This is a genomic window from Magnetospirillum sp. WYHS-4, from assembly GCA_039908345.1.
In the GTDB taxonomy this organism is placed as follows: domain Bacteria; phylum Pseudomonadota; class Alphaproteobacteria; order Rhodospirillales; family GLO-3; genus JAMOBD01.
In genome coordinates, this window is the sequence record JAMOBD010000017.1 from 23,458 (window position 1) to 46,022 (window position 22,565).

The window sequence follows — 22,565 nt, forward strand, 5'->3', positions numbered from 1 at the left end:
GTAGAAAAAATAGGCAATCACATCAACGTCACTTGCCTAACCATTGGGAATACCACATATCTTGGGGACCATGCCGTCCCGGATGGCCCCCTATTTATCCCCAGACGGGAGGGTCTAGGGCCTTTCCATGCCGACGATTTGGTGGGGGGGTGTGACATCTATGCTACAGGGAAAACCCCGTAGCCGGCCCCGAGGAGGCCCATCGATGCCGAAATCGCCTGTTGCCGTACCTTTGATTCGCCCGTCCGAAATCACGGCGCCGTCCGTCTTCGCTTCCCGGCGCCACTTCCTGGCCGGAGCCGCGGCAGGCCTTATCCTTGGGCCGGGACCAGCGGTAGCGGGGGCGAAACTGGAAGCCGCGGTCAAGACCCGTCCTCCGGTCTCCGAGCCGCTAACCGAGAAGGAATCCGCCACCAGCTACACCAACTTCATCGAACTGGGCGGGGGGAAGACCGGCCCGTCGGCCAACGCCGGAGATCTGCGGACCCGCCCTTGGACGGTGACGATCGATGGCTTGGTACGTCGGCCGGCCACCGTCGATCTGGACGATCTGATCCGCCCCCACCCGTTGGAGGAACGAATCTACCGCCTGCGTTGCGTCGAGACCTGGTCCATGGTCATCCCCTGGCTGGGTTTTCCCTTGGCCGACGTCCTCAAGCGATTCGAGCCCCTGGGATCGGCCCGCTATGTCGCCTTCGAATCCCTGATGGACCCCGACCGCCTGCCGCGCCAGGCTGTTCCGCTTTATCCCTGGCCGTACCGGGAAGGGCTGCGCCTGGACGAGGCCTTGCATCCCCTGACCCTCCTGGCGATCGGGATGTACGGCGAGGAACTGATGCCCCAGAATGGGGCGCCCATCCGCTTGGTGGTGCCCTGGAAATACGGTTTCAAGAGCATCAAATCGGTGGTCCGCATCACCTTGACGGAGCAACGCCCCCTTACCCTCTGGAACGACCTGCAACCGGCCGAGTACGGATTCTGGGCGAACGTCAACCCCGACGTCGACCATCCCCGCTGGAGCCAGGCGAAGGAACGCCGCATCGGCGATTTCTTCCGCCGCAAGACCCTGCCCTTCAACGGCTATGCCGAGGAGGTCGCCCCGCTTTATTCGGGCATGGACCTGAAGAAGAATTATTGAATGCGCCCCTGGGACAAGCGCTTGGCCTTCGCCGCCTGCCTGCTGCCGCTTGCCTGGCTCGTCCTTCAGGCGGCGACCGGCGGCCTGGGGGCCAATCCCATCGAGACCGGCACCCGCTTCCTGGGCGATTGGGCCCTGCGCTTCCTGCTGCTGACCCTGGCCGTCACGCCGCTTCGCCACCTGACGGGATGGACCGGATGGATGCGCTACCGGCGGATGCTGGGACTGTTCTGTTTCTTCTACGCCGGCCTGCACATGACCAGCTACGTGGCGCTGGACCAGTTTTTCGACTGGGCGGCCATCGGCCGGGATCTGGCGAAGCGCCGCTACATGACCATCGGCATGGCAACCCTGGCCCTGCTGCTGCCCCTGGCCGCCACCTCGACCGACGCCATGGTCCGCCGCTTGGGCGGGCCGCGCTGGAAGAAGCTGCACCGGCTGGTGTATCCGGCGGCGATCCTCGCGGTTCTCCACTTCACCCTGATGGTCAAGGGACCGCCCCTGGAGCCCGCCGCTTACGGCCTCGTCCTGGCCCTGTTGCTGGGCTGGCGGGCTTGGCGGCTTCGGAGACATTCGCCTTCGTGACCGGCCTTCCTTCGCGGGTTCAGGACGCCTTGGACGGCGTGGCGCTCTTGGCGGCATCCACCGCCGCGACCAGGCGGGCGCCCAGGCCCTGGACGTTGGCCAGGAATCCCCCGTCCACCGCCGCCTGACGCCCGGCCAGGGCCCGCAGGGCCGGCTGGTCGATGGATGCGCCCTTCGCCACCTTTTCCCGGTCGGCCGATTCCGATTTGGCCAGCGCGGCGGCAATGGCTCCCACCTTGGGGCCGATCAGGTCGCCGGCCGAAACGGCGTCCTGCTGGGCGGCGGCGGCATCGCTGCCGCCGGCCATCAGGGCCGCCATGTCGGTGTCCAGCCGGTTGCAAAGCTGCGACAGACCCGAGATGGCCGTCGACAGATCCGGCGATGGCCCGCCCGAGCGCAGGGAGGTGCTCAATTGCCCGAAACGCCCGACGTAGACGTTCAGCAAGTCCACGAACATGCCCATCGCCTTGCCTCCCTACACAACCCCGACGTTGTAGAAACCGTTGAGCTGCCCGCGTAGGACCGCTCCGCCCCCCGGCGGCGGCACCTGCTGCCACGGATTGGCCGGATCGATGCCGAAGGCGGTAAGCGCCGCGTCCAGTTCGTTGGAAAAGGCGATGTTGGTCACCGGATGGGCGGCCGCCCGCGCCCTCAGATAAGCGGCCATGGCGATCTTCGAACGATATTTTCCGAAACTGCCGCCGCCCGCCGGCGGCTCGCCGCCTTCGAAGATTCCGGCCTGGACGCCGTTCCACATCAGCGGCTTGCGGTTCTGCAGCGCCAAGCCGGCGTCGGTCACGGCGTCCACGATGGCTTGGCGCAAGTTGGCATAGTTGCCATCGCGATGGAGGTAGACGACCACCGTGTCCAGCTTCCCCGCGTTTCCCGGCCCCAAAAACTTCATGGACCGCAGGTTCGCCTGGTTCAGGGTGAGCGGCAGCAAGGCCGCCACCGCGTCGGCGACGCTGGCCGGCCGGACATTGATCCCGACCCGCCAGTCGGTATTCACCACCCCGTGGCCCTGGCCGCGGAAGTGCATGTACCGGCTGGCGGACGAGGCCACGTCCGGCGGATCGAAGTCCAGATCCTCGACGGTATTGAAGGTGTCGGCCAAGGTGTCGCCGTCCGTGTTGACGAAGCCCACGTTGGTCTGGATCCTGAGATTGACCCCCGTGGCGGCCGTGCCGACGCGCACCATGGCGTTGCGCAAGGGGCCCAGGAAATGGATGCAGCACAGAAGCGTCCAGGGACTGTCGGCCAATGGCACCTTCCGGCCCGCCACCGGATTGTTGACATAGACCCGGTAGATTTCGTTGACGGCGGCATTGAAATCGGCCGCCAGGGCCAAGGTGCCGTTGGCGTCGCGCTGGTCCAGGATGGCCTTGGCACCCAATTTGAAGTCGTCGAGGTCGGGCATGGCTCAGTAATCCTCGCCGCTGGAGGCATCGAGATCGTCGACATCCTGGGCCAGGGTGGTGCCCTTCTTTCCCCAGGCCGCCGCCTGCAGGGCGGCCACCATGGATTCCTGGAGACTCCAGACGCTGTCGGCGAAAGCCGCGTCGACCTTGGCCTGGGTGGCCGCCTTGTCCCGCAGGCCGGCCTGATCGAGCACGCCTGCCTTGGCGATGCGCGCCTGGTCGTCGGCTTGTGCCTCGTCCAGCAGGGCGGACAGGCTGCCGCCCTGGGCGAGACTCATCTCGGCCACGGCGTCGGCCTCGCTATAGGCCGCGACGTCCTTGAGGCTTCCTTTGGAAACGGCCGCCATGTCCGTATCGGCGCGGGCGCAGGTGGCGCGCAGGTCCTTGATGGCGCCCTCGACGTCCTTCACGGAGTCCGAGGGCCGCAGGCCGGAGACGCTGGCCGACCGCCAAGTGGCGGCAGCGGTATCCATGAGTTCTGCGAATGCGGTCACACCGGCTTCCCTTCACGTCGGTCGTTATTCGACAGACGCGGGAAGCCGCCAATTTGTGAAACGTCAGTGCGCCTCGTCCCAGGACGGGGCGATGCCGGTGTCGACCACCAAAGGAACGTCCAGGGACGCCGCCCCTTCCATGACGCCCTTGACCAGGGCGGCGGTATCCCGGGCTTCGGCCTCGGGCACCTCGAAGACCAGTTCGTCGTGCACCTGGAGCAGCATGCGGGCCTTGAGACCCGCCCTTTCCAGGACCGCCGGCAGGCGCACCATGGCGCGCTTGATGACGTCGGCGGCGCCCCCCTGGATGGGAGCGTTGATCGCCGCCCGTTCGGCGAAGCCCTTGACGTTGGGGTTGCGGTCGTTCAGCCCCTGGATGTGGCAGCGCCGCCCGAACAGGGTGGTGACGAAGCCGCCTTTGCGGGCTTCCTCCTTGGTGCGTTCCATGTAGGCCTGGATGCCGGGGTACTGGGCGAAATAGGCCTCGATGTAGCGCGCCGCCTCGCCATTGGATATCCCCAGTTGGCGGGCCAGGCCGAAGGCGGAAATGCCGTAGACGATGCCGAAATTGATCGCCTTGGCGCGCCGCCGGTAGGCCGGGTCCATACCGTCCAGCGGCACCCCGAAGACCTGGGAAGCCGTCAGGGCATGGATGTCCAGGCCCCGGCGGAAGGCATCCTTCAGGGCGTCGATGCCCGCCACATGGGCCAGCAGGCGCAGTTCGATCTGCGAATAGTCGGCCGACAGCAGCAGGTGGCCCTTTTCGGCGACGAAGGCGCGGCGGATCTTGCGGCCTTCCTCGGTCCGCACCGGGATGTTCTGCAGGTTGGGATCGGACGAGGCCAGCCGCCCGGTCGAGGTCGCCGCCATGGCGAAGGACGTGTGCACCCGGCCCGTCGCGGGGTCGATCTGCGCGGCCAGGGCGTCGGTGTAGGTGCCCTTCAGCTTGGCGATCTGGCGCCAGTCCAGCAGGCGGCCCGGCAGGTCGTGGCCCAGTTCGGCCAGTTCCTCCAGCACCCCGGCGTCGGTGGAATAGGCCCCGGTCTTGCCCTTCTTGCCGCCCTGCAGGCCCATTTCGTCGAACAGTATCTCGCCCAGTTGCTTGGGCGAGGCCAGATTGAACGGCCGGCCGGCAAGGGCGTGGATTTCCCGTTCCAGCGCCGCCATGCGGCGGGCGAAATCGTCGCTCAAGGCCCGCAACTGGGTGGCGTCCACCTTGATGCCGGCCCGTTCCATGGCTTCCAGGATGGGCACCAGGGGCCGTTCCAGGGTCTCGTAGACGGTGGACAGGCGCTCCGCCGCCAGACGGGGCTTGAGCACCCTATGGAAGGCGAGCGTCACCTCGGCGTCCTCGGCCGCATAGTCGCGGGCCTTTTCCAAAGGCACGAAGTCGAAGGTGGTCTGGCCGCGCCCGCTGCCCACCACCTCCTTGTAGCGGATGGTGCGCCGGCCCAGGTAAAGCTCCGCCAGTTCGTCCATGCCGTGGCCGTGCAGCCCGCCTTCGAGCACGTAGGACAGCAGCATGGTGTCATCGATGGGCCGGATGCCCACCCCAAGCCGGGCCAGGATCTGCATGTCGTACTTGATGTTGTGGCCGACCTTGAGGACCGAGTCGTCTTCCAGCAGGTCCTTGAGCAGGGCGAGCGCCGCCTCCTTGCGGATCTGGCCTTCCACCAAGGCACCGCCCCCGGCCATCCCGCCGCCGTCGCCGAAGTCGAAGGCCGCCTGGGGCGCCCCCCGGGCCTTGTGGGCGAGGGGCACGTAGCAGGCCCGGCCCGGCTCGCAGCACAAGGAAAAACCCACCAGTTCCGCCTGCATGGAATCCAGCGACGTGGTCTCGGTATCGAAGGCCACGACCCCCTTGGCCTTGGCCGCGGCGATCCAGGTCTTCAGCGCCTCCACGTCCTGCACCAGGACGTATTCGGTCTGCGGTGGCGAGGCGGGAGCGGGGCCGGCCGTCTTCAGCCGCGCCTCGGCCTTGGCGATCAGCGAACGGAAGGACTGGGCTTTGATGAAGTCCAGCAGCGCCGCCGGATCGGGCCGCTTGACCCGGAAATCGGCCAAGGGCACCGGCACCGGCACGTCGTCGCGAAGCGTCACCAGACGCTTGGAGACGCGGGCGCGGTCCGCCTGTTCCAGGAGCTTTTCGCGCCGCTTGGGCTGGGGGATTTCGGACGCATGGGCCAGCAGGGTTTCCAGGTCGCCGTATTCGTTGATAAGCTGGGCCGCCGTCTTCAGGCCGATGCCTTCGACGCCCGGCACGTTGTCCGAGGAATCGCCGGCCAGAGCCTGGACCTCGATCACCTTGTCGGGGCCGACGCCGAATTTTTCAGCCACTTCCGCCGGCCCGACGATCTTGTTCTTCATGGCGTCCAGCAGGGTGACGCCGGGCCCCACCAACTGCATCAGGTCCTTGTCGGAGGAAACGATGGTCACCTCCGCCCCCTGCCCGCGGGCCAGGCGGGCATAAGTAGCGATCAGGTCGTCGGCCTCGAAGCCTTCCATCTCGACGGACGCCACGTTGAGCGCCTTCGCCGCTTCCCGCATCAGGGGGAACTGGGGCACCAGGTCCTCGGGCGCCGGGGGCCGGTGAGCCTTGTAGTCGGGATAGATCTCGTTGCGGAAGGTGCGCCGGGCGGTATCGAAGACCACGGCGATGTGATCGGCGTCGGTCTCGTCCAGCAGCTTCATCAGCATGGCGGTGAAGCCATAGACCGCGTTCACCGGCGTCCCGTCGCCGCGGGTCATGGGCGGCAGGGCATGGAAGGCCCGAAAGATGAATCCCGAACCGTCGATCAAAAAGACGTGGCGGGGGGCGTTCAATGCCCGCCGCCGTGCCTGCGGCCTTCCTCGGCGAGCACGAAGCGGCGCGAGCAGTAGGGGCAGATCTTTTCGTCGCCTTCGATGGTCAAAAAGACGCGCGGATGGCCTTGCGGGCCGCCGCCGCCGTCGCAGGCCACGTGGCGGCTGTCGGTGGTGACGGTGTCTTCGGCTGCCATGGTATCCCCCGTGGGCGTTGACCTTGCCTGAGCGGGGATGATAGCGATTGCGATCATGTCCGCCAACCCTCCCGAATTCGCCGTCGAAACCCGGGCCCTCGCCAAGACCTACCGGGCCGGCGGCCGCCGTCCGCCCCAAAAGGCCCTGGACGGCATCGACCTGGCCATTCCCCGCGGGTCCTTCTTCGGCCTGCTTGGCCCCAACGGGGCCGGCAAGTCGACCTTCATCAACATCCTGGCCGGGCTGGTGGTCAAAACTTCGGGCGAAGGCCGCGTCTGGGGCTTCGACATCGAAATGGACATGCGCGCCGCCCGCCGGGCCATCGGCGTGGTGCCGCAGGAACTGAACATCGACCCCTTCTTCACCCCGCGCGAGTTGCTGGAGGTCCAGGCCGGCCTTTACGGCGTGCCGGCACGCCTGCGCCGCACCGAATCCATCCTGGAATCGGTGGGACTGATGCCCCAGGCCGATGCCTACGCCCGCACCCTGTCGGGGGGCATGCGCCGCCGCCTGCTGGTCGCCAAGGCCATGGTGCACCAGCCGCCGGTACTGGTGCTTGACGAGCCGACGGCCGGCGTCGACGTGGAACTGCGCCACCAACTCTGGACCATGGTGAAGGACCTGAATGCGCGCGGCACCACGGTGCTGCTCACCACCCATTACCTGGAAGAGGCCGAGGAACTCTGCGACCGTATCGCCATCATCGACCGGGGCCGCCTGATCGCCTGCGAGGCCAAGCAGGACCTGCTGAAGCGCCTGGACGCCAAGGAGATGACCGTCACCCTGGATCGCGACCTGGCGGCGGTTCCCGCGAACCTGGCCGGCTTTTCCGCCGTCCTCGAAGAGCCGCGCCGGCTGCGCATCCAATATCCCCCCAGCCGGGTAAGGGCGGGGGATATCCTGGCCGCGCTGCAGGAGGCGGGACTGGGCATCGTCGACCTCAGCACCCGCGAGACGGCGCTGGAAGACATCTTCCTCCGCCTGACCGGCAAGGCCGGGGAGGAAGGGTGAGGCACCTCGCCGTCGCCCTGGCGCTGCTGGCCGCGGCCTGCGCGCCGCGCCTGGAACCGGCCGGCCCTGCCGTCGCCGTCGCCGAATTGACCGATCCGGCGGCGATCGCCCCCGACGGGGCCCGCCTGCCGATCAAGGCCTGGCTGCCCCGCGGGGAACCGAAGGCGGTTGTGATCGCCCTGCACGGCTTTAACGACTACGGCAACTTCTTCGCCCGGCCGGGCGCCTGGCTGGCCGAACGGGGAGTCGCCGCCTACGCCTACGACCAACGCGGATTCGGCGAAGCCCCCAACCGGGGGCTCTGGGCGGGGACCGAAACCCTGACCGCCGACCTGCGCACCGTGGCCGATCTGGTGCGGCGCCGGCATCCCGGCCGGCCGCTCCACTTGCTGGGCGAGAGCATGGGCGGAGCGGTGGTCATGGCCGCCCTGACCCGGCCCGACCCGCCGGCCGTGGACGGCGTGGTTCTTTCCGCCCCGGCGGTCTGGGGCCGCGAGGCCATGCCCTGGTACCAGGTGCTGGCCTTGCAGTTGTCGGCCTATACGGTACCGTGGCTGACAGTCAGCGGACGGGGGCTGAACCGCAAGCCCTCGGACAACTACGAAATGCTCTGCGCCCTGGGCCGCGACCCGCTGGTCATCAAGGATACCCGCATCGACGCGGTCCACGGCCTGGCCGACCTGATGGACGAGGCCCTGGACGCCGCCCCGCGGCTCGCGACGCCGGCCCTGATCCTCTACGGCCTGAAGGACGACATCATCCCGGCCGAGCCCACCCGGCGCCTGCTGTCGCGCCTGCCCGAGGGCCATCCGCACCGCATCGCCCTCTATTGGGAGGGCCATCACATGCTGTTGCGCGACCTGTCGGCGGAGATCTTCTGGACCGACATCCTGGCCTGGATGCTGGCCCCCCGGGCCCCCCTGCCCTCCGGCGCCGACGACCGCCCCTGGCGGTAAGCCTTCCGGGACCGCTGACGCGTAATCCCCGGACGCGCCGGATATCGCCACCTATCGTACATACGCCATCAAATCTATATCTATGGACATATTACATGTCTTCGATAGATATTTAAGATAGCACTTACATCTGATAGACATTCATGCCTGCGGGGGCGTCATGACGGAATTTCCCAGCGATAGCCAAATCCTTCAATTCTACGATGCCGTGCGCCAACTGGCCGGCGCGGCGCCGGCAACGGCCATCGACATCCTGGCCGGCAGCATAACACCCGACCGGGCATCCCAGGTCGTCGACACCGAATGCCATCTGGCGGCGGACGACTTGAGCCATGTCGATCCCGCCAACCTTCCCGATGGCTCCTTCCTGTTCCTATCGTCGGCCGACGCTTCGCGCATCGTCACGGTGAAGAACGGGGCGGGTGGCACCGGGCAGATCCTTTTGAACGGCGGCACCGACCTGATTCTCGATTCGCCCGCCAAGTGGCTGTGGCTGGTGCGCGACGGGACGGCTTGGCGGGAAAAGATGAACGGTCCGCCCACCGGCTACGCCGGCAATCCGCAACTGGCGGCCCTCGCAGCCCTGGTCAGCGCCGCCAACACGCTTCCCTACTTCACCGGGCCGGGAACGGCGGCCTTGGCTGACTTCACCGCCTTCGCCCGCGGCCTGCTGGACGACGCCGACGCGGCGACGGCCCGCGCCACCCTGGGCCTGGGGACGGCGGCCACCTTGAACGCCGGCACGGCGCCCGGCAACTTGGTGCAGTTGGACGGCAGCGGCACCCTGCCCGCGGTGTCGGCAGCCAACCTGACCAACCTGCCGCCGTCCTACATGGCCAATCCGCAACTCGCGGCCATCGCCGGCCTGGTCAGCGCGGTGAACCTGCTGCCCTATTTCACCGGCAGCGGCACGGCGGCGCTGGCCGAAATCACCGCCTTCGCCCGAACCCTTCTGGACGACATCGATGCGGCGGCGGCGCGGGCGACGCTGGGCCTGGGGACGGCGGCCACCCTGGATGCAGGCACGGGTGCCGGCAACCTGGTGCAACTGGACGGCAGTGGCGCCCTGCCCGGAGTCTCCGCCGCCAACCTCACCAACGTACCCGGCAACTACACTGCCAACCCGCAACTGGCGGCGCTGGCCGCCTTGGCCAGCGCCGCCGACAAGCTGCCGTACTTCACCGGAGCCGGAACGGCATCGCTCGCCACCCTGACCGCCTTCGCCCGCGGCCTGCTGGCCGCCGGCGACGCCCCCGGCGCCCGTGCCGCTCTCGGCCTCGGCGCCCTGGCACCTCTGGATTCGGTCGGCACGGCCCAGTTGGCCGCCGGCGCGGTGACATTGGGTAAGCTGGCCAACGGCACGCCCGGCAAGGTCATCGGCTTCGACGGCGCCGGTGTGCCGGCGGAGGTGACTCCCGGTAGCGGCTTCGCCATTGCGGTCCAGACCTTCACTTCCAGTGGCACCTATACCAAGCCGGCTGGGCTGCTTTATGCGCTGGTCGTTGTCACCGGGGGCGGGAGCAATTACGGCGCAGGTGGCGGCGGGGGCGGCGGCGGAAGTGCGATGAAGCTTGTTGCTGCAGCAGGCATCGGCGCGTCGGAAACTGTAACAGTAGGAGCGGGAGGGAACGGCGGTGGAAGCAGTTCATTCGGATCGCATTGCTCGGCGACTGGAGGCAGCTACCACGCGTCGGTAGGCGGCCGACCGGGAGTCGGGGTGGGCGGCGACATCAACATCTACGGCGGTACCGGATGGAACGCGAGCACCGGAGGCGGAGGCGGCGCGTCGTTCTGGGGCGGCGGCGATCAAGCCGGCTGGCATGAGTCCGCTTACGGGTCCGGCAGCAGCACAACAGACGGAAGGGACGGTGTCGTCTTGATTGTTGAATTCAAGAACACGTAGGAGCCGATCGACGAAGCACTCATCCATGACGTATGTATCCCATGGGCCGTCGAATGGTCAGGCGTCTCTGGGAGAAGCATATGTAGCGGATCAGTTCGCGCACATACTCGCTGCTGGTGCTGCCCGTCTGCGCCGAAACCTGCTCGTCGCCGACGGACTTCAGCGTTTCCGGGTCGCCAGTCGTTCAGGCCGTCCCTACCGCCGCAAATCCCTTTCCAGGGCAAGGGCGGCTTCTTCCTGGGTGTCGGACAGGCGCGTCCGGTAGACCTGGAGGTTCTCCAACACCCGCTGGACATAATTGCGGGTTTCGGCGAAGGGGATCATCTCGATCCAGTCGACCACCTCGACGTCCTTGTCGCGCGGGTCGCCGTTGGAACGCATCCAGGACCGCGCCCGGGCCGGACCGGCGTTGTAGGCCGCCAGCGCCAGCACGTAGGACCCGCCGAAGTCGCGAATCATGTCGCCCAGATAGGCTTGGCCCACCGTCAGGTTGTGCCCCGGATCGTGCAGGTCGACGGCCTTTCCCATCCCGAGACGCTTGGCCATGGTCTTGGCCGTGGCCGGCATCAACTGCATCAGGCCGCGCGCACCGGCCGAACTGACCGCATCGGGATCGAACAGGCTTTCCTGGCGGATCACCGCCAATACCAAGGGCTCCTCGACCGAGTTGCTCCGGGCCTTGCGCATCAAGGGCAGGTCGGGGGCGGGATAGCCGGCTTCCATGTAGACCCGGCCGTCCAGGCCCGCCTGCTTGGCGATATCGACAGCCAGATCGATGCGTCCCAGGCGGCGGGCCAGCGTGGCCGTCATCACCTTCCAGGCCGGCAGGTCGCTATGTTCGGCCAAAGCACGGACGAAGGGCTTGAGGCGCTCGGTTTCGCCCGCCTCGCCCAGGATGCGGGCGGCAACGGCGACCTCATCCCTGAGGAATTCCTCGGCGTCGCGCTCTTCGGGCTTGGGCTCGGGCGGCAGTTCGAGGGACTGGCCGGGCCGCAGGCGGTTCGATGCCAACTGGCCGTAGAAGGTGGTCGGATGGTGGGCTGCCGCGCGGTACCACAGCGAGGCCCATTCCTCGTGGCCCAGCGCCTCGGCCGCCCGCCCGGCCCAATAGGCCCCGCGGGCCTGGCTGACCGGATAGCGTACCGACTGGTACATGTTCTGGAAATGCTGCAAGGCGTCTTCCTTGTCGCTGAGAAAGCGCAGCTTGATCCAGCCGGCCAGCCATTCGGCATCGGCGTAGTCGCTGCCGCCCGGCTTCAGGCCGTGTGCCGCCACGATGCGGTAGGCCTCCGTGATGGAACCCTGGTTGAGCGCCTTGCGGGCCAGGATGTTGCGTTCGTCCCACCAAACATCGGGCCGGCCGGGCTTACCCTGGAAATCGAGCAGCAACTCGATGGCGTCGCCTTCCTTGCCCTTCTTCCGTCGATAGCGGACCCGTTCGTAGGTCAGGCCCGGATCGGCGCGTTGTTCCTGGGACAGCCGGGCGATGGCCTTGTCGCCGTTGCCCTTGCCGTGGCGCAGCATCAGGCGGGCCTCATAAAGGGCCTTGTCGGCATCCTTCATCTTGAACAGCATGCGACGCGCGGATTCGTACAGGCCGTCCCACAGCAGCCGGTCGATGCGCCGCTTGTGGTCCTCGTAGGTGAGGATGTCGCGGTGCTTGGCCAGGAAATCCCGTTCCTGGCCGGTGCCGAAATTGCCGCTCACCCAGGACTCGCGCAACAGGCCGCGCCCCTCGGTCGCCCGTCCGGCCCGCAGCAGGGCCTCGCCCAACATGACCTTGCCATCCGCCGTCAGAGCCTTGCGGTCCTTGAACCAGTCGAGGATATCCGTGCCCGGAGTGGCGACGGTCATGGATTCCTCGGCGCGGCGCTTCAGGGTCTCTTGACGCGGCCAGCCGGGATTGTCCCGGATGAACGTGGCGATCTCGGCAAAGCTCGCCTCGTCTTCCGCCCGCGTGTAGAGAAACCAGAGCAGCAGCTTGGACGCGACCGGGTTCGTCATTTCCTCGGAAGCGCGACGGACGCGTTTCCAATCGCGGCCGTCGACGGCCCGCATTCCACCCCGCAGCCTTTCGATATCAGCCGAATCGAGGACATCGGCGCACCCGTCCCGTCCTCCCAGGATCAGGACGAAAGCCGCCAAAATCATAGGGATGAGGCGATTCACGGTGCCCAGTTTCCTCCGCTGCCCCCCAGGGGCCGGAATTCTACGCAGCCGGACTCCCCACTTCAAGCCTGCTCCAGTTCGACCAGGGTCCCGAAGAAATCCTTGGGATGGAGAAAGAGCACCGGCTTGCCATGGGCGCCGATCTTCGGCTCGCCGTCGCCCAGAACGCGGGCCCCTTCCGCCTTCAGGCGGTCGCGGGCGGCCCGGATATCGGCGACTTCGTAGCAGATGTGGTGGATGCCGCCGGCGGGGTTCCTTTCCAGGAAATTGGTCAGCGGCGATTTGTCGCCCAGGGGATGGACGAGTTCCACCTTGGTGTTGGGCAGTTCGATGAAGACCACCGTGACCCCATGCTCGGGCTGCGGCAGGGGCTCGGAAACCTTGGCGCCCAAGGTCCCGCGATAGGTCCGTGCCGCCGCCTCCAGGTCGGGAACGGCGATGGCGACATGGTTCAGGCGTCCGATCATGGGCGGTTCTCCTGGGGCACCGGCAGGGCGAAGATCTGGCCGGGATAGATCAGGTCGGGATCGCCGATGTGATCCTGGTTGGCCTCGTAGATCACGGTGAAGGCGTGCCCGGTGCCGTAGACCCGGCGGGCAAGCCGCCACAGGCTGTTGCCCGGCTGCACGATCGCGAAGCCGCCCGGATGGGCGTCGGGCGGCAACGGCTCGGCCCGCGAAAACGGTAACGTGATGCGGGCCAAGACCTTGCCGGCCGCATCGATCTGGTCGGCACGCAGGGTATAGAGGCCGGCCGCCACGGGAACCGTCGGCTTCAGTAACCAGCGATGGGACTCATCGGCCTCGGCGCGACCGAGAAAAAGCTGGTCCAGATAAAGTTGGACCAGCGATCCGGCCGCCGCCCGCCCGGCCAAGGACAACCGGCCCTGTTCGTCGTAATCGACCGTATCGACGGCCAGCGCCGTCTCGGCGGTGACGGCGCCGGGCCTCTGCAGCAGCGCCGTCTCGCCACCGCCTTCGCGAGGCACGGCCAGAGCCAAGGCCCGGCCGGCGGCACGTTCGGGAACCACGATCACCACCACCTTGTCGGAAGCCAGTGGCGGCCGCCCCTCCAATTGCATCTCCAGGCTCAATTCGTGGGTGCCGGGCTTCAACGGCTGGACCGGGACATGGACCCATTCGCCCTTGCCGTCGGCCTTGACATGGCCCATCTCCGCCTTGCCGTCCAGAATGACGATGCGGCTGCCCGGCTCGCCCCGGCCGGCGAAGACCGCTTCCCCGTCGGGATTGACCCTTACGACGTCGAAACGGGGCGACGGGACCGGCCTCGGCGATACCTGGCCCGGAGCGGGCGCCGTGACAACCGGCGGAGGCGCGGGCAAGGGTGGAGTGTCGTCGCGACCCTGGAAGATCGCGATTCCGACGGCGGCGCCGACGGCCACGATGCCGACGGCGATGGCGATCACGGGCCGTTGCACGGCTGCCTTCCCTCGTATTCGTTCCCGCTCAGGGTAAACCTCGCCAAGGAGACGCGCAACCTCCACCCTCGCCTCCCCGCCCCGTCGAATCCCCTTCCCGGACATAGGGGGTTTTGCTAGTATCGCCCCAAGGGGCATGAAGCCCCACGGCGAGGAGTGGGCGGGAATGGCGCGTTCGGCGCGGCAGCCGAGGAAGGGCCGCAAGTGGATCGTCTGGTTGGCGGTCGTGGCTTTGCTTGTCCATGGCTTGGTACCCCTGGCGGCCGCATGGGCCGCCTCCGATGGGGCGGACTCCCTGTCGGCCGATCTGCACAAGATCTGCACCGCCAACGGCCTGCAAGCCCTCGACGAAGGCCAGGCCCCCCCGACCGATCGGGCGGCGGCAACCTGCGTCTTCTGCTTGGTTCATTCCCTCGCCATCGGCAACCCGGCCACGGCATCCCTGGCGCTTCCGGCGGCCCCCGCGGACGAATCCCCGGCCGCCGCCACGGCCTCCCATCCCGATCTCTGGCATTCCACGCCCCGCCTGCCACGCGGCCCCCCAGCCACCGTCTGAGTCGCGGATTCCTCCCGCCACGGGAGGGAATCCGAAGGCACCGACGGCAAGGCATTCGGAGGATTGCGTCATGGAAAACACCCTCAAGCTGTCCCAGGACAACGGCCCGGACCTCGGGCGGGTACTGCTCGGTACCGGTTTCGCCCTGGCCTCCCTGATCCTGATTCCCGCCCTGTCGCAGGCGTTGGGGGTCGGCCCCAGCCTGACCAGCGCCGTGCGGGTGGCGCTGATGAAGGCCTCGAACAAGGTCTAGCCCTGTCATGACCCAGGAAAGCACGGGCCGGCCCATTCCGCCGGGAGGGGCCAGACTGCGCCGCAAGAGGAAGATCGCCAAGGCCGGCATGAGCGGATCGCTGGCGGCGCTGGTACTGACCGGACTGGCGAGGGGCCGTGGACCGCGGTCGCTGCATGTGGCGGCCGGGGTGGCTTTCCTGGTCTTCACGGTCTGGCACAGCCGGCTTTATCCGGTGAACCTGAAGGACTGACGGAATGCGCCCTTCCAGCCTCGCTTTTGCCCTGATCGGCGCCGGCTCCGCCTTCGTCCTGGCGAGCGCCGTCGACGCCCGCCTGGGCGTGGCGCGGGCGGAACCGGCCTTGGCCCGCAAGGCGGAAATGGTGCGCGAGCTGGGGCTCACCGATCTCTGCCTGTTCACCGAGGCCCGTTATACCCGCCACCTGTCCCAGGCCGACCTGCACACGGCCTTCCAGGACCATCCCCTGTCGCTGGACCATTTCCCGTCCGGTTCCCTCGTGCCCCCCCGCCGGACTTTTTGAGGCCCCATGCAGAACTGGATCGAAAAGCAACGCCATCTGGTCGACTTCACCCTGGCATCCCTGGCCCGCCGCAAGGGCAAGAACCTGGGGCTTTTGGCGGTCTATGCGGCCATCGTCTTCTCACTCGCCTCGGTGCTGCTGTTCAGCCATTCGGTGCGGCGCGAGGCGGCGCTGTTGCTGGCCGATTCGCCGGAAGTCCTGGTCCAGCGCATGGTGGCCGGCCGCCACGACCTGATGCCCGCCGCCGCCGTCGACAAGCTGAAGGGCCTGCGCGGCGTCCAGACGGTGGAGGCGCGGCTCTGGGGCTATTACTTCGATCCCGTGGCGGCGGCCAACTACACCTTCATGGTGCCGACCCGCGACGCCCCGCCGCCCGGCCGCATCAAGGTGGGCCCCGGCATCGCCGCCACGCGGGGCGCCGGGGCGGGCGACGTCCTGGCCTTCCGGGCCTATGACGGCACCTTGTTCTCGTTCGCCGTCGCCGGCACCCTGGATTCCGAATCGGCGCTCGTCAGCGCCGATCTGGTGCTGGTGTCGGAAGCGGATTTCCGGACCTTCTTCGGCGTCGCGCCCGGCCTTTATACCGATGTTGCGGTTTCGGTGCGCAACGCCCGCGAGGTGCGCACGGTGGCGGAAAAGATCGCCAAGGCCCTGCCCGACAGCCGCCCCATCCTACGCGAGGAGGTCTTGCGCACCTACGACAGCCTGTTCGACTGGCGGGAAGGCATGATGCTGGTCCTGCTGGCCGGGGCGACGCTGGCTTTCGTCATCTTCGCCTGGGACAAGGCCTCGGGCCTGAGCGCGGAAGAACGGCGCGAGATCGGCATTCTCAAGGCGGTGGGCTGGGAAACCTCGGACGTCATCCGCATGAAGATGTGGGAAGGCGCCCTGCTGTCGCTGGCCGCCTTCCTGCTGGGTTACGCGGCGGCCTACCTGCACGTCTTTTATTTCGGCGCGGGGGTGCTGGAGCCGGTGCTCAAGGGCTGGGCGGTGCTCTACCCCGCCTTCCGCCCGACGCCCTTCGTCGACGGCCTGCAGGTCTTCACCTTGTTCCTGCTGACCGTCTTTCCCTACACCGTGGCGACCATCGTGCCGGTCTGGCGCGCGGCCATCGTCGATCCGGATCTGGTGATGCGCTCATGATCGAACTGCACGAGGTCAAAAAGGCCTTCAACCAGGGCCAGGACAACGAATACTGGGCCCTGAAGGGCATCACGCTCCGGGTGGAAGCCGGCAAGGTCACCGTCTTCCGCGGCCCCAGCGGATCGGGCAAGACCACCCTGCTCACCATGATCGGCGGCCTGGCACGGCCCACCTCGGGACGGGTGAAGCTGGGCGAGCGCGATATTTCCGGCCTGCCGGAACGCTTTCTCACCGAAGTGCGCCGGCATACCTTCGGCTTCGTCTTCCAGCAGTTCAACCTGATAAGGGGCCTGACGGTGCTGGAAAACGTCATGATCCCGGCCTATCCCCTGGGCCGGCGGCACGACGAACTGGCGGCGACCGCCCTGGGCCTTCTGGAACGCCTCAAGCTGGGCCACCGTGCCCGGTCCAAGACCGAATGGCTGTCGGGCGGCGAGGCCCAGCGCGTCGCCATCGCCCGCGCCCTGGTCAACGATCCCAAGGTGGTGATCGCCGACGAGCCGACCGCCAACCTGGATTCCACCCTGTCCAAGGAATTCCTGGGCATCGTCGAAGGCCTGAAGGCCGACGGCCGCACGGTGCTGATGACCAGCCACGATCCCATGGTGGCCCAGGCTTCCGTCGTCGACGGCGTGGTGTCCATGCGCGACGGCGAGGTGGTGGAGGTCCCGGCGTGATCTTCCAGCCGGCCATCATCGCCCTGCTGCTGGCCTCACTGGTCACCACGGCCATGGTGGGGGCGGCGGCGGTTTTCGGGTTGCAGGTGGTGCGGCGCTGGGACATCGCCAGCGGCAGCGAGGCCCAGTTGCGCATGGAGCGGCGCACCTACCTGATTTCCACCCTGCTCGCCTTCGCCTTCGCCGTCGAGATCGCCTCACTGCTGCTCTTCGTCTTCAACGCCGATCGCATGCACAGCCAGTTCGTCGGCGCCATGTGCGCGGTGGGGACGCTCAACGCCAACGCCTGGGGCTTTCCCACCGTCGAGTTGAAGATCGTCAACTTCCTGCTGGGCGGCGTCTGGCTGGTGCTCAACCACGTGGACAACCGCGGCTACGACTATCCGCTGATCCGCGTCAAGTACGGCCTGCTGCTGTTCATCGCCCCTTCGCTTGCCGCCGAGACGTCGGTGCAGGCGGCCTATTTCCTCAACCTCAAGGCCGACGTCATCACGTCTTGCTGCGGCAGCCTGTTTTCGTCGGACGCCAAGTCGGTGGCCGCCGAGACGGCCGCCCTGCCGCCCGGCCCGGCGATGGCCGGCTTCTACTCCATCCTGGCGCTCACCCTGGCCGCCGGCCTCGCCTTCCTGCGTTGGCGGCGGGGCGCCCTGGCCTTCGCCGGCCTCGCGGGGATCAACTTCCTGGCCGCCCTGGCCGCGGTGATTTCCTTCATCTCCCTTTACATCTACGAACACCCCCACCACCACTGCCCCTTCGACGTCATCCAATCCGGCTACCACTACATCGGCTACGGCCTCTACCTGCCGCTTTTCGCCGCCACGGTGCTGGGCCTGGGGGTAGGCGCCGTCGCTCCCTTCGGGGGCGTCGCCAGCCTGGCCGCCGTGGTCCCCGAAGTCACCCGCCGCCTGACCGCCACGGCCGTCCTGCTGCTGGCGCTGTTCGGCGGCGTGGCGACCTACGCCGTGCTCGCTTCCAACCTGATCCTGTTCGAATGAGGTTTCCGATGGGCGGTTCCTTGTACACATGGCTGATGAAGCGGGTGACCGGCGGACCTTTGGACGCCTTCGACGCCCACTGCCTGGCTTCGACCATCGCCGCCCGTTGCGAGGAGCCCCAGGGCACCCTGGCCGCCCGCCTGGGCCTGGCCGAAGAGGATCTGAAGGCCATCCTGGGCCGCTATTTCGGCGGGGCCGACCTGACCGGCTTCTGCGCGACCTCGGACCGGCCCGAGGATATCCCCATCGAGGAAGACGACTTGCGGACCCTGCTGCTCGATCACCGCGCCCGCGGCGACGCCATCGAGGAATGGATGGCCGCCCTGGTAGCCCATGCCTGCCGGCGCTCCGACCACCTGTGGCAGGATCTCGGGTTTTCCAGCCGCAAGGATGTGACCACCCTGTTGCAGCGGCATTTTCCCGGCCTCGCCTTGCTCAACGTCAAGGACATGAAATGGAAGAAGTTCTTGTACAAGCAGCTGTGCGAACGCGAGGATATCAGGATCTGCAAATCGCCCAACTGCGAGGACTGTTCCGACCATGACAGATGTTTCGGTGCGGAGGACGGCGATGCGTTTCCCGATCGCGGCTAGAGCAATTCCGGCTTTGACGGAATTGCTCATCGCTCCGCCCGGAGGGCGGGCGGCCAAAGGCAGACCCGAGAGCCTCATCCGTCTTCTCGGGATCGGCGCTAGCCTGGCGTTCGCCCTGCTGCTGGGCGCCTGCAAGCAGGAAGGTGGGCATTTGAAGAACGGCGACGCGGCCCCCGCCTTCACGGCGACGCGCCTGGACGGCACCCCTTTGCGCTTTCCCCAGGACGTGGCGGGCAAGGTGGTGGCGGTGCGCTTCTGGGCCGACTGGTGCGCCTTCTGCCGCGAGGAGATGACGGCCATCGAGCCCATCTTCCTGGCGCGCAAGGACCAGGGTTTGGAAGTGCTGGCCGTCAACGCCGGCCAGAGCCGCGACAACGTCGAGAAGTTCGCCAAGAAAATCGGCGTGAGCTATCCGGTCCTGGTGGACGAGGGCTCCGGCGTGGCAAGGTCCTATCGGGTGATCGGCCTGCCGACCACCTTCCTGATCGGCCGCGACGGTGCCGTGAAGGGGCGTATCCTGGGAGAATCCGATGCAGCGGTTCTCGACCGCATGCTCGCCGATCTGCTGCAAGGGGGGTAGGAATGGCGGAAGAGCCGGCATGCGATTTATGTGGGTTGGATATTACAGGTCCGGAGTATAAAATCCGGACTCAGGGGCGCGTCCTGCGCTTCTGCTGCGAGGGGTGTGTCGGAATCTACCGGATGCTGAACGAGGTCGAGGAAGTCCCCGGCACGCCGGACGACGGCAAAAACGCGTCCCTGGAAGGAGAGACAAGATGACCGAACATTTGGCGAAGGCCGCCGAACACGCCGGCAAGGCCGTCCAGCACACGGGCACGATGATGATGACCGCCGGCACCGCCGGCTACATGATGGGGCAGAGCATGTTCAAGCGTCTACTGACCAATCCCTTGGTGATGTTCGCCGCCGGCGCCGCCGTCGGCTACTACGGCTTCAAGTACCGCAAGGAAATCGCCGCCGCGGTCGCCAAGGCCTCCGACATGGGCCGCGACTTCGTCCTCGAACAGAAGGAAAAGCTTTCCGACATGGTCGAGGAGACGCGGGAAGCCGAAGAGGGGGGGGCCGCCAAGGCCAAGAAGTAGCCGGCCATGCCGCGCAAGAAAAAGGAACCGGGTACCCGTCTCCAGGACCGCGTGGTGCTGCGCCACCGCTCCGAGGGTCATCTGCGCTTCCAGATTCCTCCGGAACTGGCGACGGCCCAGGCCGCCGCCAGTCTGGAGGAAGGCCTGCGCGCGGTGGAGGGCGTCTACCGGGTGACCGTCTACCGGGGGGCGCGCAAGCTGTCGGTGCGCTACCAGGAAACGGTCTGCGGAGTGCGCGATGTCGTGCTCGCCCTGGACGCCCGGATCGACAGGGTGGCGGCGACGCCCGTCCAGGCCGAACCGCCCCCGCGCCCGCTCAAGGAGAGGGTGGAATCCTTCCTGCGCCTGGATGGCCTCAAGGCCAAGGTCGAGGATCTGAAGATGAAGGCCGGCGTCGCCGCCGCCGTGATCTCGGCACGCGGCGGTTTGCCCGTGAAGATGCCGGCCAACATGGAAGGTCTGGCCATCAACTTCCTGAACGACCTGGTGGCTTTCTACCTCATCAAGGTCCACTGGAACCTGGTCACCCAGCAGTGGCTGAAACAGCCTTTCAAATTCCGCAACGCCTGGCTGACCGTGTTCTACCTGGTCTTCCTGATGGTGCGCTACCGCAAGGCCGGGCAGGCCAAGGCCTTGCCGAAACCGAAGGGCTGACCGCTTGGAACCGCGCCACTTCGCCATCGCTCATGGCTTGAAGCGCCGTGTCCGGATCGTCTCGCCCCTGCTGCGCGACGATGCGGAACGGGCCTACGTGCTGGAAATCCTGTTGCGCAAGAATCCGGGCGTGAAGAAGGTCCGCGCGGTGCCGGAGATCGGCTCCTTGGCCATCCACTTCGACCCGCGCACCCTGCCCCGTCCCCGGCTGCTGGCCCAACTGGACGCAGTACTGGGCAACCTGGGACAGGGTAAGCGGCCCGGCAAGTCCAAGCCGGCGGCGACGAGCGAGGAAATCCGCGAAGTCACGGTGGCGGTGGAGGGCATGACCTGCGCGTCCTGCTCGCTGCTCATCGAATTGCAGTTGAACCGCGATCCGCGGGTGGCGTCGGCGACCGTCAACTTCGCTTCCGAGACCGCCTGCATCCAGGGCGCGCTGTCGCGAGACGACGTGGCCGAGATGGTCGGCCGCCTGGGCTACCAGACCCGCCCCATGGATACCCTGTCCCAGCGCCGCCTGGTGGTGGAACGGGAACGGGAACGCCTGAAGGACGCCAAGCGGCGGCTGTGGGTGTCCGCCGCCCTTACCTTGCCCGTGATGACCATCGGCATGGCCATGCCCCATTCCTGGGCCCTCAAGGCGGTGGAATTCGTCCTCACCACCCCGGTGGTCCTGTGGGCCGGGCGGTCGTTCTTCACCAAGGCCTGGGCCTTGGCCAAACAGCGCACAGCCAACATGGACAGCCTGATCGCCATCGGCGCCGGCGCCGCCTATGGCTACAGCCTGCCGGCCTTCCTGGCCAATCACCATCATCTCTATTTCGAGGCCGCCGCCGGCATCGTCACCTTCGTGCTGCTGGGGCGCTACCTGGAGGAAAAGGCCAAGGGCCAGGCCAGCGACGCCATCCGCAAGCTGATCGACCTGCAGCCCGCCACCGCCTGCGTGCTGCGCGACGGCCGGGAAGCCGTCGTCGCGGTCGACGACGTGGCGGTGGGCGAAACGCTGGTGGTGCGGCCGGGCGAGCGCATCGCCCTGGACGGCATCGTCCTGTCCGGTCTCTCGACGGTGGACGAGTCCATGCTGACCGGCGAAAGCCTGCCGGTCATCAAGGAGGCCGGCCATGAGGTGACGGGCGGCTGCGTCAACGGCACCGGCACTTTCCGCATGCGGGTGACGGCCGTGGGTACCGACACCGTCCTGGCCGGCATCGTGCACATGGTGGACGATGCCCAGGCATCCAAGCTGCCGGTGCAGAAGATGGCGGACCGCATCTCGGCCGTCTTCGTGCCCGCCGTGATGGCGGTGGCGGGGGCCACCCTGCTGGGCTGGCTGGCGGCCGGCGCCCAGTGGCGGAACGCCGTATCGAACGCCATCGCCGTGCTGCTGATCGCCTGCCCCTGTTCCCTGGGGCTGGCCACGCCGACGGCCATCATGGCCGGCACCGGGCAGGGGGCGCGGCGCGGCGTCTTCATCCGCAACGGCGAAAGCCTGGAGATCGCGTCCCGCATCACCGCCCTGGTCTTCGACAAGACCGGCACCATCACCGAGGGCCGGCCGGTGGTGACCGACTTCGCCAACCTGTCCGCCCTTGCCGACGCGGTGCTGCTGCGCCTGGTGGCGGGGGCGGAACACGGCTCGGAGCACTTCCTCGGCAAGGCGATTCTGGATTTCGCCCGCTCGCACGGCGTCGACCCGCCCGAGGCCCGTTCCTTCCAGTCGGAAACCGGGCGCGGCGTGCGCGCCGACGTGGACGGCCAAGCAGTGCTGTGCGGCAACCGGGCCTTCCTGGAAGATGCCGGCATCCGGCCCGATCCGGCCCCGGCCGAGGCCCTGGCCCGTCAGGGCAAGACGCCGGTCTGGCTGGCGGTGGACGGCAAGGCCGCCGGCGCCAGCACCCGAACCGAGTTGCCGTTGGCGGTGATCGACATTTGCGAAGCTTGTATATAGCCATTGGTGT

At 67.4% G+C, this 22,565-nt stretch carries 25 protein-coding genes; 17 read left to right on the forward strand and 8 right to left on the reverse strand.

Annotated elements, in window-relative coordinates; all coding sequences use genetic code 11:
- The first annotated feature begins 205 nt into the window (after window positions 1-205).
- Both msrP and H7841_07095 read left to right on the forward strand, forming a co-directional pair.
- Window positions 206-1,138 carry a protein-methionine-sulfoxide reductase catalytic subunit MsrP gene (msrP, locus tag H7841_07090; GenBank protein ID MEO5336641.1) on the forward strand — a complete coding sequence of 311 codons (933 nt, stop codon included), beginning with the start codon at window positions 206-208 and terminating at the stop codon, window positions 1,136-1,138.
- Window positions 1,139-1,723 carry a sulfoxide reductase heme-binding subunit YedZ gene (locus tag H7841_07095; GenBank protein MEO5336642.1) on the forward strand — a complete coding sequence of 195 codons (585 nt, stop codon included), beginning with the start codon at window positions 1,139-1,141 and terminating at the stop codon, window positions 1,721-1,723.
- Window positions 1,724-1,742: 19 nt separating this feature from the next.
- Here the strand turns inward: H7841_07095 and H7841_07100 are convergent, their stop codons facing one another.
- The 5 genes from H7841_07100 to H7841_07120 all read right to left on the reverse strand — a co-directional run bounded on the left by H7841_07100 (window position 1,743) and on the right by H7841_07120 (window position 6,634).
- Entirely contained in the window at window positions 1,743-2,186 is a 444-nt protein-coding gene (locus H7841_07100; GenBank protein ID MEO5336643.1) for a hypothetical protein, read from the reverse strand.
- Window positions 2,187-2,198: 12 nt separating this feature from the next.
- Window positions 2,199-3,140 (reverse strand): T3SS effector HopA1 family protein, encoded by a 942-nt coding sequence (locus tag H7841_07105; protein ID MEO5336644.1) that lies wholly within the window; start codon window positions 3,138-3,140, stop codon window positions 2,199-2,201.
- 3 nt (window positions 3,141-3,143) lie between these two features.
- Complete coding sequence (locus H7841_07110) at window positions 3,144-3,635, reverse strand: hypothetical protein (GenBank protein ID MEO5336645.1); 492 nt, start codon at window positions 3,633-3,635, stop codon at window positions 3,144-3,146.
- A gap of 63 nt (window positions 3,636-3,698) precedes the next feature.
- Entirely contained in the window at window positions 3,699-6,458 is a 2,760-nt protein-coding gene (polA, locus tag H7841_07115) for a DNA polymerase I (GenBank protein ID MEO5336646.1), read from the reverse strand.
- Window positions 6,455-6,634 carry a zinc-finger domain-containing protein gene (locus H7841_07120; GenBank protein MEO5336647.1) on the reverse strand — a complete coding sequence of 60 codons (180 nt, stop codon included), beginning with the start codon at window positions 6,632-6,634 and terminating at the stop codon, window positions 6,455-6,457. Before H7841_07120 ends, polA begins: the two co-directional genes overlap by 4 nt.
- Before the next feature lie 55 nt (window positions 6,635-6,689).
- Here H7841_07120 and H7841_07125 point away from each other — a divergent pair, with 55 nt between their 5' ends.
- From H7841_07125 to H7841_07135, 3 genes are all read left to right on the forward strand, one after another.
- A complete protein-coding gene (locus tag H7841_07125) occupies window positions 6,690-7,646 on the forward strand; it encodes an ABC transporter ATP-binding protein (GenBank protein MEO5336648.1) in 957 nt (318 codons plus the stop codon).
- Window positions 7,643-8,602: a lysophospholipase gene (locus H7841_07130; GenBank protein MEO5336649.1), complete on the forward strand. Its 960-nt coding sequence runs from the start codon at window positions 7,643-7,645 to the stop codon at window positions 8,600-8,602. Before H7841_07125 ends, H7841_07130 begins: the two co-directional genes overlap by 4 nt.
- Before the next feature lie 160 nt (window positions 8,603-8,762).
- Entirely contained in the window at window positions 8,763-10,505 is a 1,743-nt protein-coding gene (locus H7841_07135; protein MEO5336650.1) for a hypothetical protein, read from the forward strand.
- A 195-nt stretch (window positions 10,506-10,700) separates the two neighbouring features.
- Here the strand turns inward: H7841_07135 and H7841_07140 are convergent, their stop codons facing one another.
- The 3 genes from H7841_07140 to H7841_07150 form a co-directional block, all read right to left on the reverse strand.
- On the reverse strand, window positions 10,701-12,674 hold the full coding sequence (locus H7841_07140; protein MEO5336651.1) for a lytic transglycosylase domain-containing protein: 1,974 nt from the start codon (window positions 12,672-12,674) through the stop codon (window positions 10,701-10,703).
- Between the two features lie 62 nt (window positions 12,675-12,736).
- Window positions 12,737-13,141 (reverse strand): methylmalonyl-CoA epimerase, encoded by a 405-nt coding sequence (mce, locus tag H7841_07145; GenBank protein ID MEO5336652.1) that lies wholly within the window; start codon window positions 13,139-13,141, stop codon window positions 12,737-12,739.
- The gene (locus H7841_07150) at window positions 13,138-14,112 is read right to left on the reverse strand and encodes a LysM peptidoglycan-binding domain-containing protein (protein ID MEO5336653.1); all 975 of its coding nucleotides are present in this window, start codon (window positions 14,110-14,112) and stop codon (window positions 13,138-13,140) included. The genes mce and H7841_07150 overlap by 4 nt, the downstream gene beginning before the upstream one ends.
- 166 nt (window positions 14,113-14,278) lie before the next feature.
- Between H7841_07150 and H7841_07155 the strand changes: the two genes are divergently transcribed.
- The 12 genes from H7841_07155 to H7841_07210 all read left to right on the forward strand — a co-directional run bounded on the left by H7841_07155 (window position 14,279) and on the right by H7841_07210 (window position 22,555).
- Window positions 14,279-14,668, forward strand: coding sequence for a DUF2946 family protein (locus tag H7841_07155; protein MEO5336654.1), 390 nt, complete (start codon window positions 14,279-14,281; stop codon window positions 14,666-14,668).
- A gap of 70 nt (window positions 14,669-14,738) precedes the next feature.
- Window positions 14,739-14,921, forward strand: coding sequence for a hypothetical protein (locus H7841_07160; protein MEO5336655.1), 183 nt, complete (start codon window positions 14,739-14,741; stop codon window positions 14,919-14,921).
- Between the two features lie 7 nt (window positions 14,922-14,928).
- Window positions 14,929-15,153 carry a hypothetical protein gene (locus tag H7841_07165; GenBank protein MEO5336656.1) on the forward strand — a complete coding sequence of 75 codons (225 nt, stop codon included), beginning with the start codon at window positions 14,929-14,931 and terminating at the stop codon, window positions 15,151-15,153.
- Window positions 15,154-15,157: 4 nt separating this feature from the next.
- Window positions 15,158-15,442: a hypothetical protein gene (locus H7841_07170; GenBank protein MEO5336657.1), complete on the forward strand. Its 285-nt coding sequence runs from the start codon at window positions 15,158-15,160 to the stop codon at window positions 15,440-15,442.
- Between the two features lie 6 nt (window positions 15,443-15,448).
- On the forward strand, window positions 15,449-16,585 hold the full coding sequence (locus H7841_07175; protein ID MEO5336658.1) for an FtsX-like permease family protein: 1,137 nt from the start codon (window positions 15,449-15,451) through the stop codon (window positions 16,583-16,585).
- Window positions 16,582-17,262 carry an ABC transporter ATP-binding protein gene (locus H7841_07180; GenBank protein ID MEO5336659.1) on the forward strand — a complete coding sequence of 227 codons (681 nt, stop codon included), beginning with the start codon at window positions 16,582-16,584 and terminating at the stop codon, window positions 17,260-17,262. The genes H7841_07175 and H7841_07180 overlap by 4 nt, the downstream gene beginning before the upstream one ends.
- Window positions 17,259-18,257 carry a hypothetical protein gene (locus H7841_07185; GenBank protein ID MEO5336660.1) on the forward strand — a complete coding sequence of 333 codons (999 nt, stop codon included), beginning with the start codon at window positions 17,259-17,261 and terminating at the stop codon, window positions 18,255-18,257. Before H7841_07180 ends, H7841_07185 begins: the two co-directional genes overlap by 4 nt.
- Window positions 18,258-18,265: 8 nt before the next feature.
- Entirely contained in the window at window positions 18,266-18,850 is a 585-nt protein-coding gene (locus H7841_07190) for a nitrogen fixation protein NifQ (GenBank protein MEO5336661.1), read from the forward strand.
- Window positions 18,851-18,863: 13 nt separating this feature from the next.
- Window positions 18,864-19,430 carry a TlpA family protein disulfide reductase gene (locus tag H7841_07195; protein ID MEO5336662.1) on the forward strand — a complete coding sequence of 189 codons (567 nt, stop codon included), beginning with the start codon at window positions 18,864-18,866 and terminating at the stop codon, window positions 19,428-19,430.
- 196 nt (window positions 19,431-19,626) lie between these two features.
- The gene (locus H7841_07200; GenBank protein MEO5336663.1) at window positions 19,627-19,953 is read left to right on the forward strand and encodes a hypothetical protein; all 327 of its coding nucleotides are present in this window, start codon (window positions 19,627-19,629) and stop codon (window positions 19,951-19,953) included.
- A gap of 6 nt (window positions 19,954-19,959) precedes the next feature.
- The gene (locus H7841_07205) at window positions 19,960-20,607 is read left to right on the forward strand and encodes a hypothetical protein (protein MEO5336664.1); all 648 of its coding nucleotides are present in this window, start codon (window positions 19,960-19,962) and stop codon (window positions 20,605-20,607) included.
- Between the two features lie 4 nt (window positions 20,608-20,611).
- The gene (locus H7841_07210) at window positions 20,612-22,555 is read left to right on the forward strand and encodes a heavy metal translocating P-type ATPase (protein ID MEO5336665.1); all 1,944 of its coding nucleotides are present in this window, start codon (window positions 20,612-20,614) and stop codon (window positions 22,553-22,555) included.
- The last annotated feature ends 10 nt before the right edge of the window (window positions 22,556-22,565 follow it).

Excerpts from the sequence above, each read along its gene's own strand:
- H7841_07095 (MEO5336642.1), top strand. The coding sequence starts at position 1,139 with ATGCGCCCCTGGGACAAGCGCTTGGCCTTCGCCGCCTGCCTGCTGCCG.
- H7841_07190 (MEO5336661.1), top strand. The coding sequence starts at position 18,266 with ATGGGCGGTTCCTTGTACACATGGCTGATGAAGCGGGTGACCGGCGGA.
- H7841_07100 (MEO5336643.1), bottom strand. The coding sequence starts at position 2,186 with ATGGGCATGTTCGTGGACTTGCTGAACGTCTACGTCGGGCGTTTCGGG.
- H7841_07165 (MEO5336656.1), top strand. The coding sequence starts at position 14,929 with ATGACCCAGGAAAGCACGGGCCGGCCCATTCCGCCGGGAGGGGCCAGA.
- H7841_07170 (MEO5336657.1), top strand. The coding sequence starts at position 15,158 with ATGCGCCCTTCCAGCCTCGCTTTTGCCCTGATCGGCGCCGGCTCCGCC.
- mce (MEO5336652.1), bottom strand. The coding sequence starts at position 13,141 with ATGATCGGACGCCTGAACCATGTCGCCATCGCCGTTCCCGACCTGGAG.
- msrP (MEO5336641.1), top strand. The coding sequence starts at position 206 with ATGCCGAAATCGCCTGTTGCCGTACCTTTGATTCGCCCGTCCGAAATC.
- H7841_07205 (MEO5336664.1), top strand. The coding sequence starts at position 19,960 with ATGCCGCGCAAGAAAAAGGAACCGGGTACCCGTCTCCAGGACCGCGTG.
- H7841_07105 (MEO5336644.1), bottom strand. The coding sequence starts at position 3,140 with ATGCCCGACCTCGACGACTTCAAATTGGGTGCCAAGGCCATCCTGGAC.
- H7841_07160 (MEO5336655.1), top strand. The coding sequence starts at position 14,739 with ATGGAAAACACCCTCAAGCTGTCCCAGGACAACGGCCCGGACCTCGGG.
- H7841_07125 (MEO5336648.1), top strand. The coding sequence starts at position 6,690 with ATGTCCGCCAACCCTCCCGAATTCGCCGTCGAAACCCGGGCCCTCGCC.
- H7841_07200 (MEO5336663.1), top strand. The coding sequence starts at position 19,627 with ATGACCGAACATTTGGCGAAGGCCGCCGAACACGCCGGCAAGGCCGTC.
- H7841_07175 (MEO5336658.1), top strand. The coding sequence starts at position 15,449 with ATGCAGAACTGGATCGAAAAGCAACGCCATCTGGTCGACTTCACCCTG.
- H7841_07155 (MEO5336654.1), top strand. The coding sequence starts at position 14,279 with ATGGCGCGTTCGGCGCGGCAGCCGAGGAAGGGCCGCAAGTGGATCGTC.
- H7841_07135 (MEO5336650.1), top strand. The coding sequence starts at position 8,763 with ATGACGGAATTTCCCAGCGATAGCCAAATCCTTCAATTCTACGATGCC.
- H7841_07180 (MEO5336659.1), top strand. The coding sequence starts at position 16,582 with ATGATCGAACTGCACGAGGTCAAAAAGGCCTTCAACCAGGGCCAGGAC.
- H7841_07120 (MEO5336647.1), bottom strand. The coding sequence starts at position 6,634 with ATGGCAGCCGAAGACACCGTCACCACCGACAGCCGCCACGTGGCCTGC.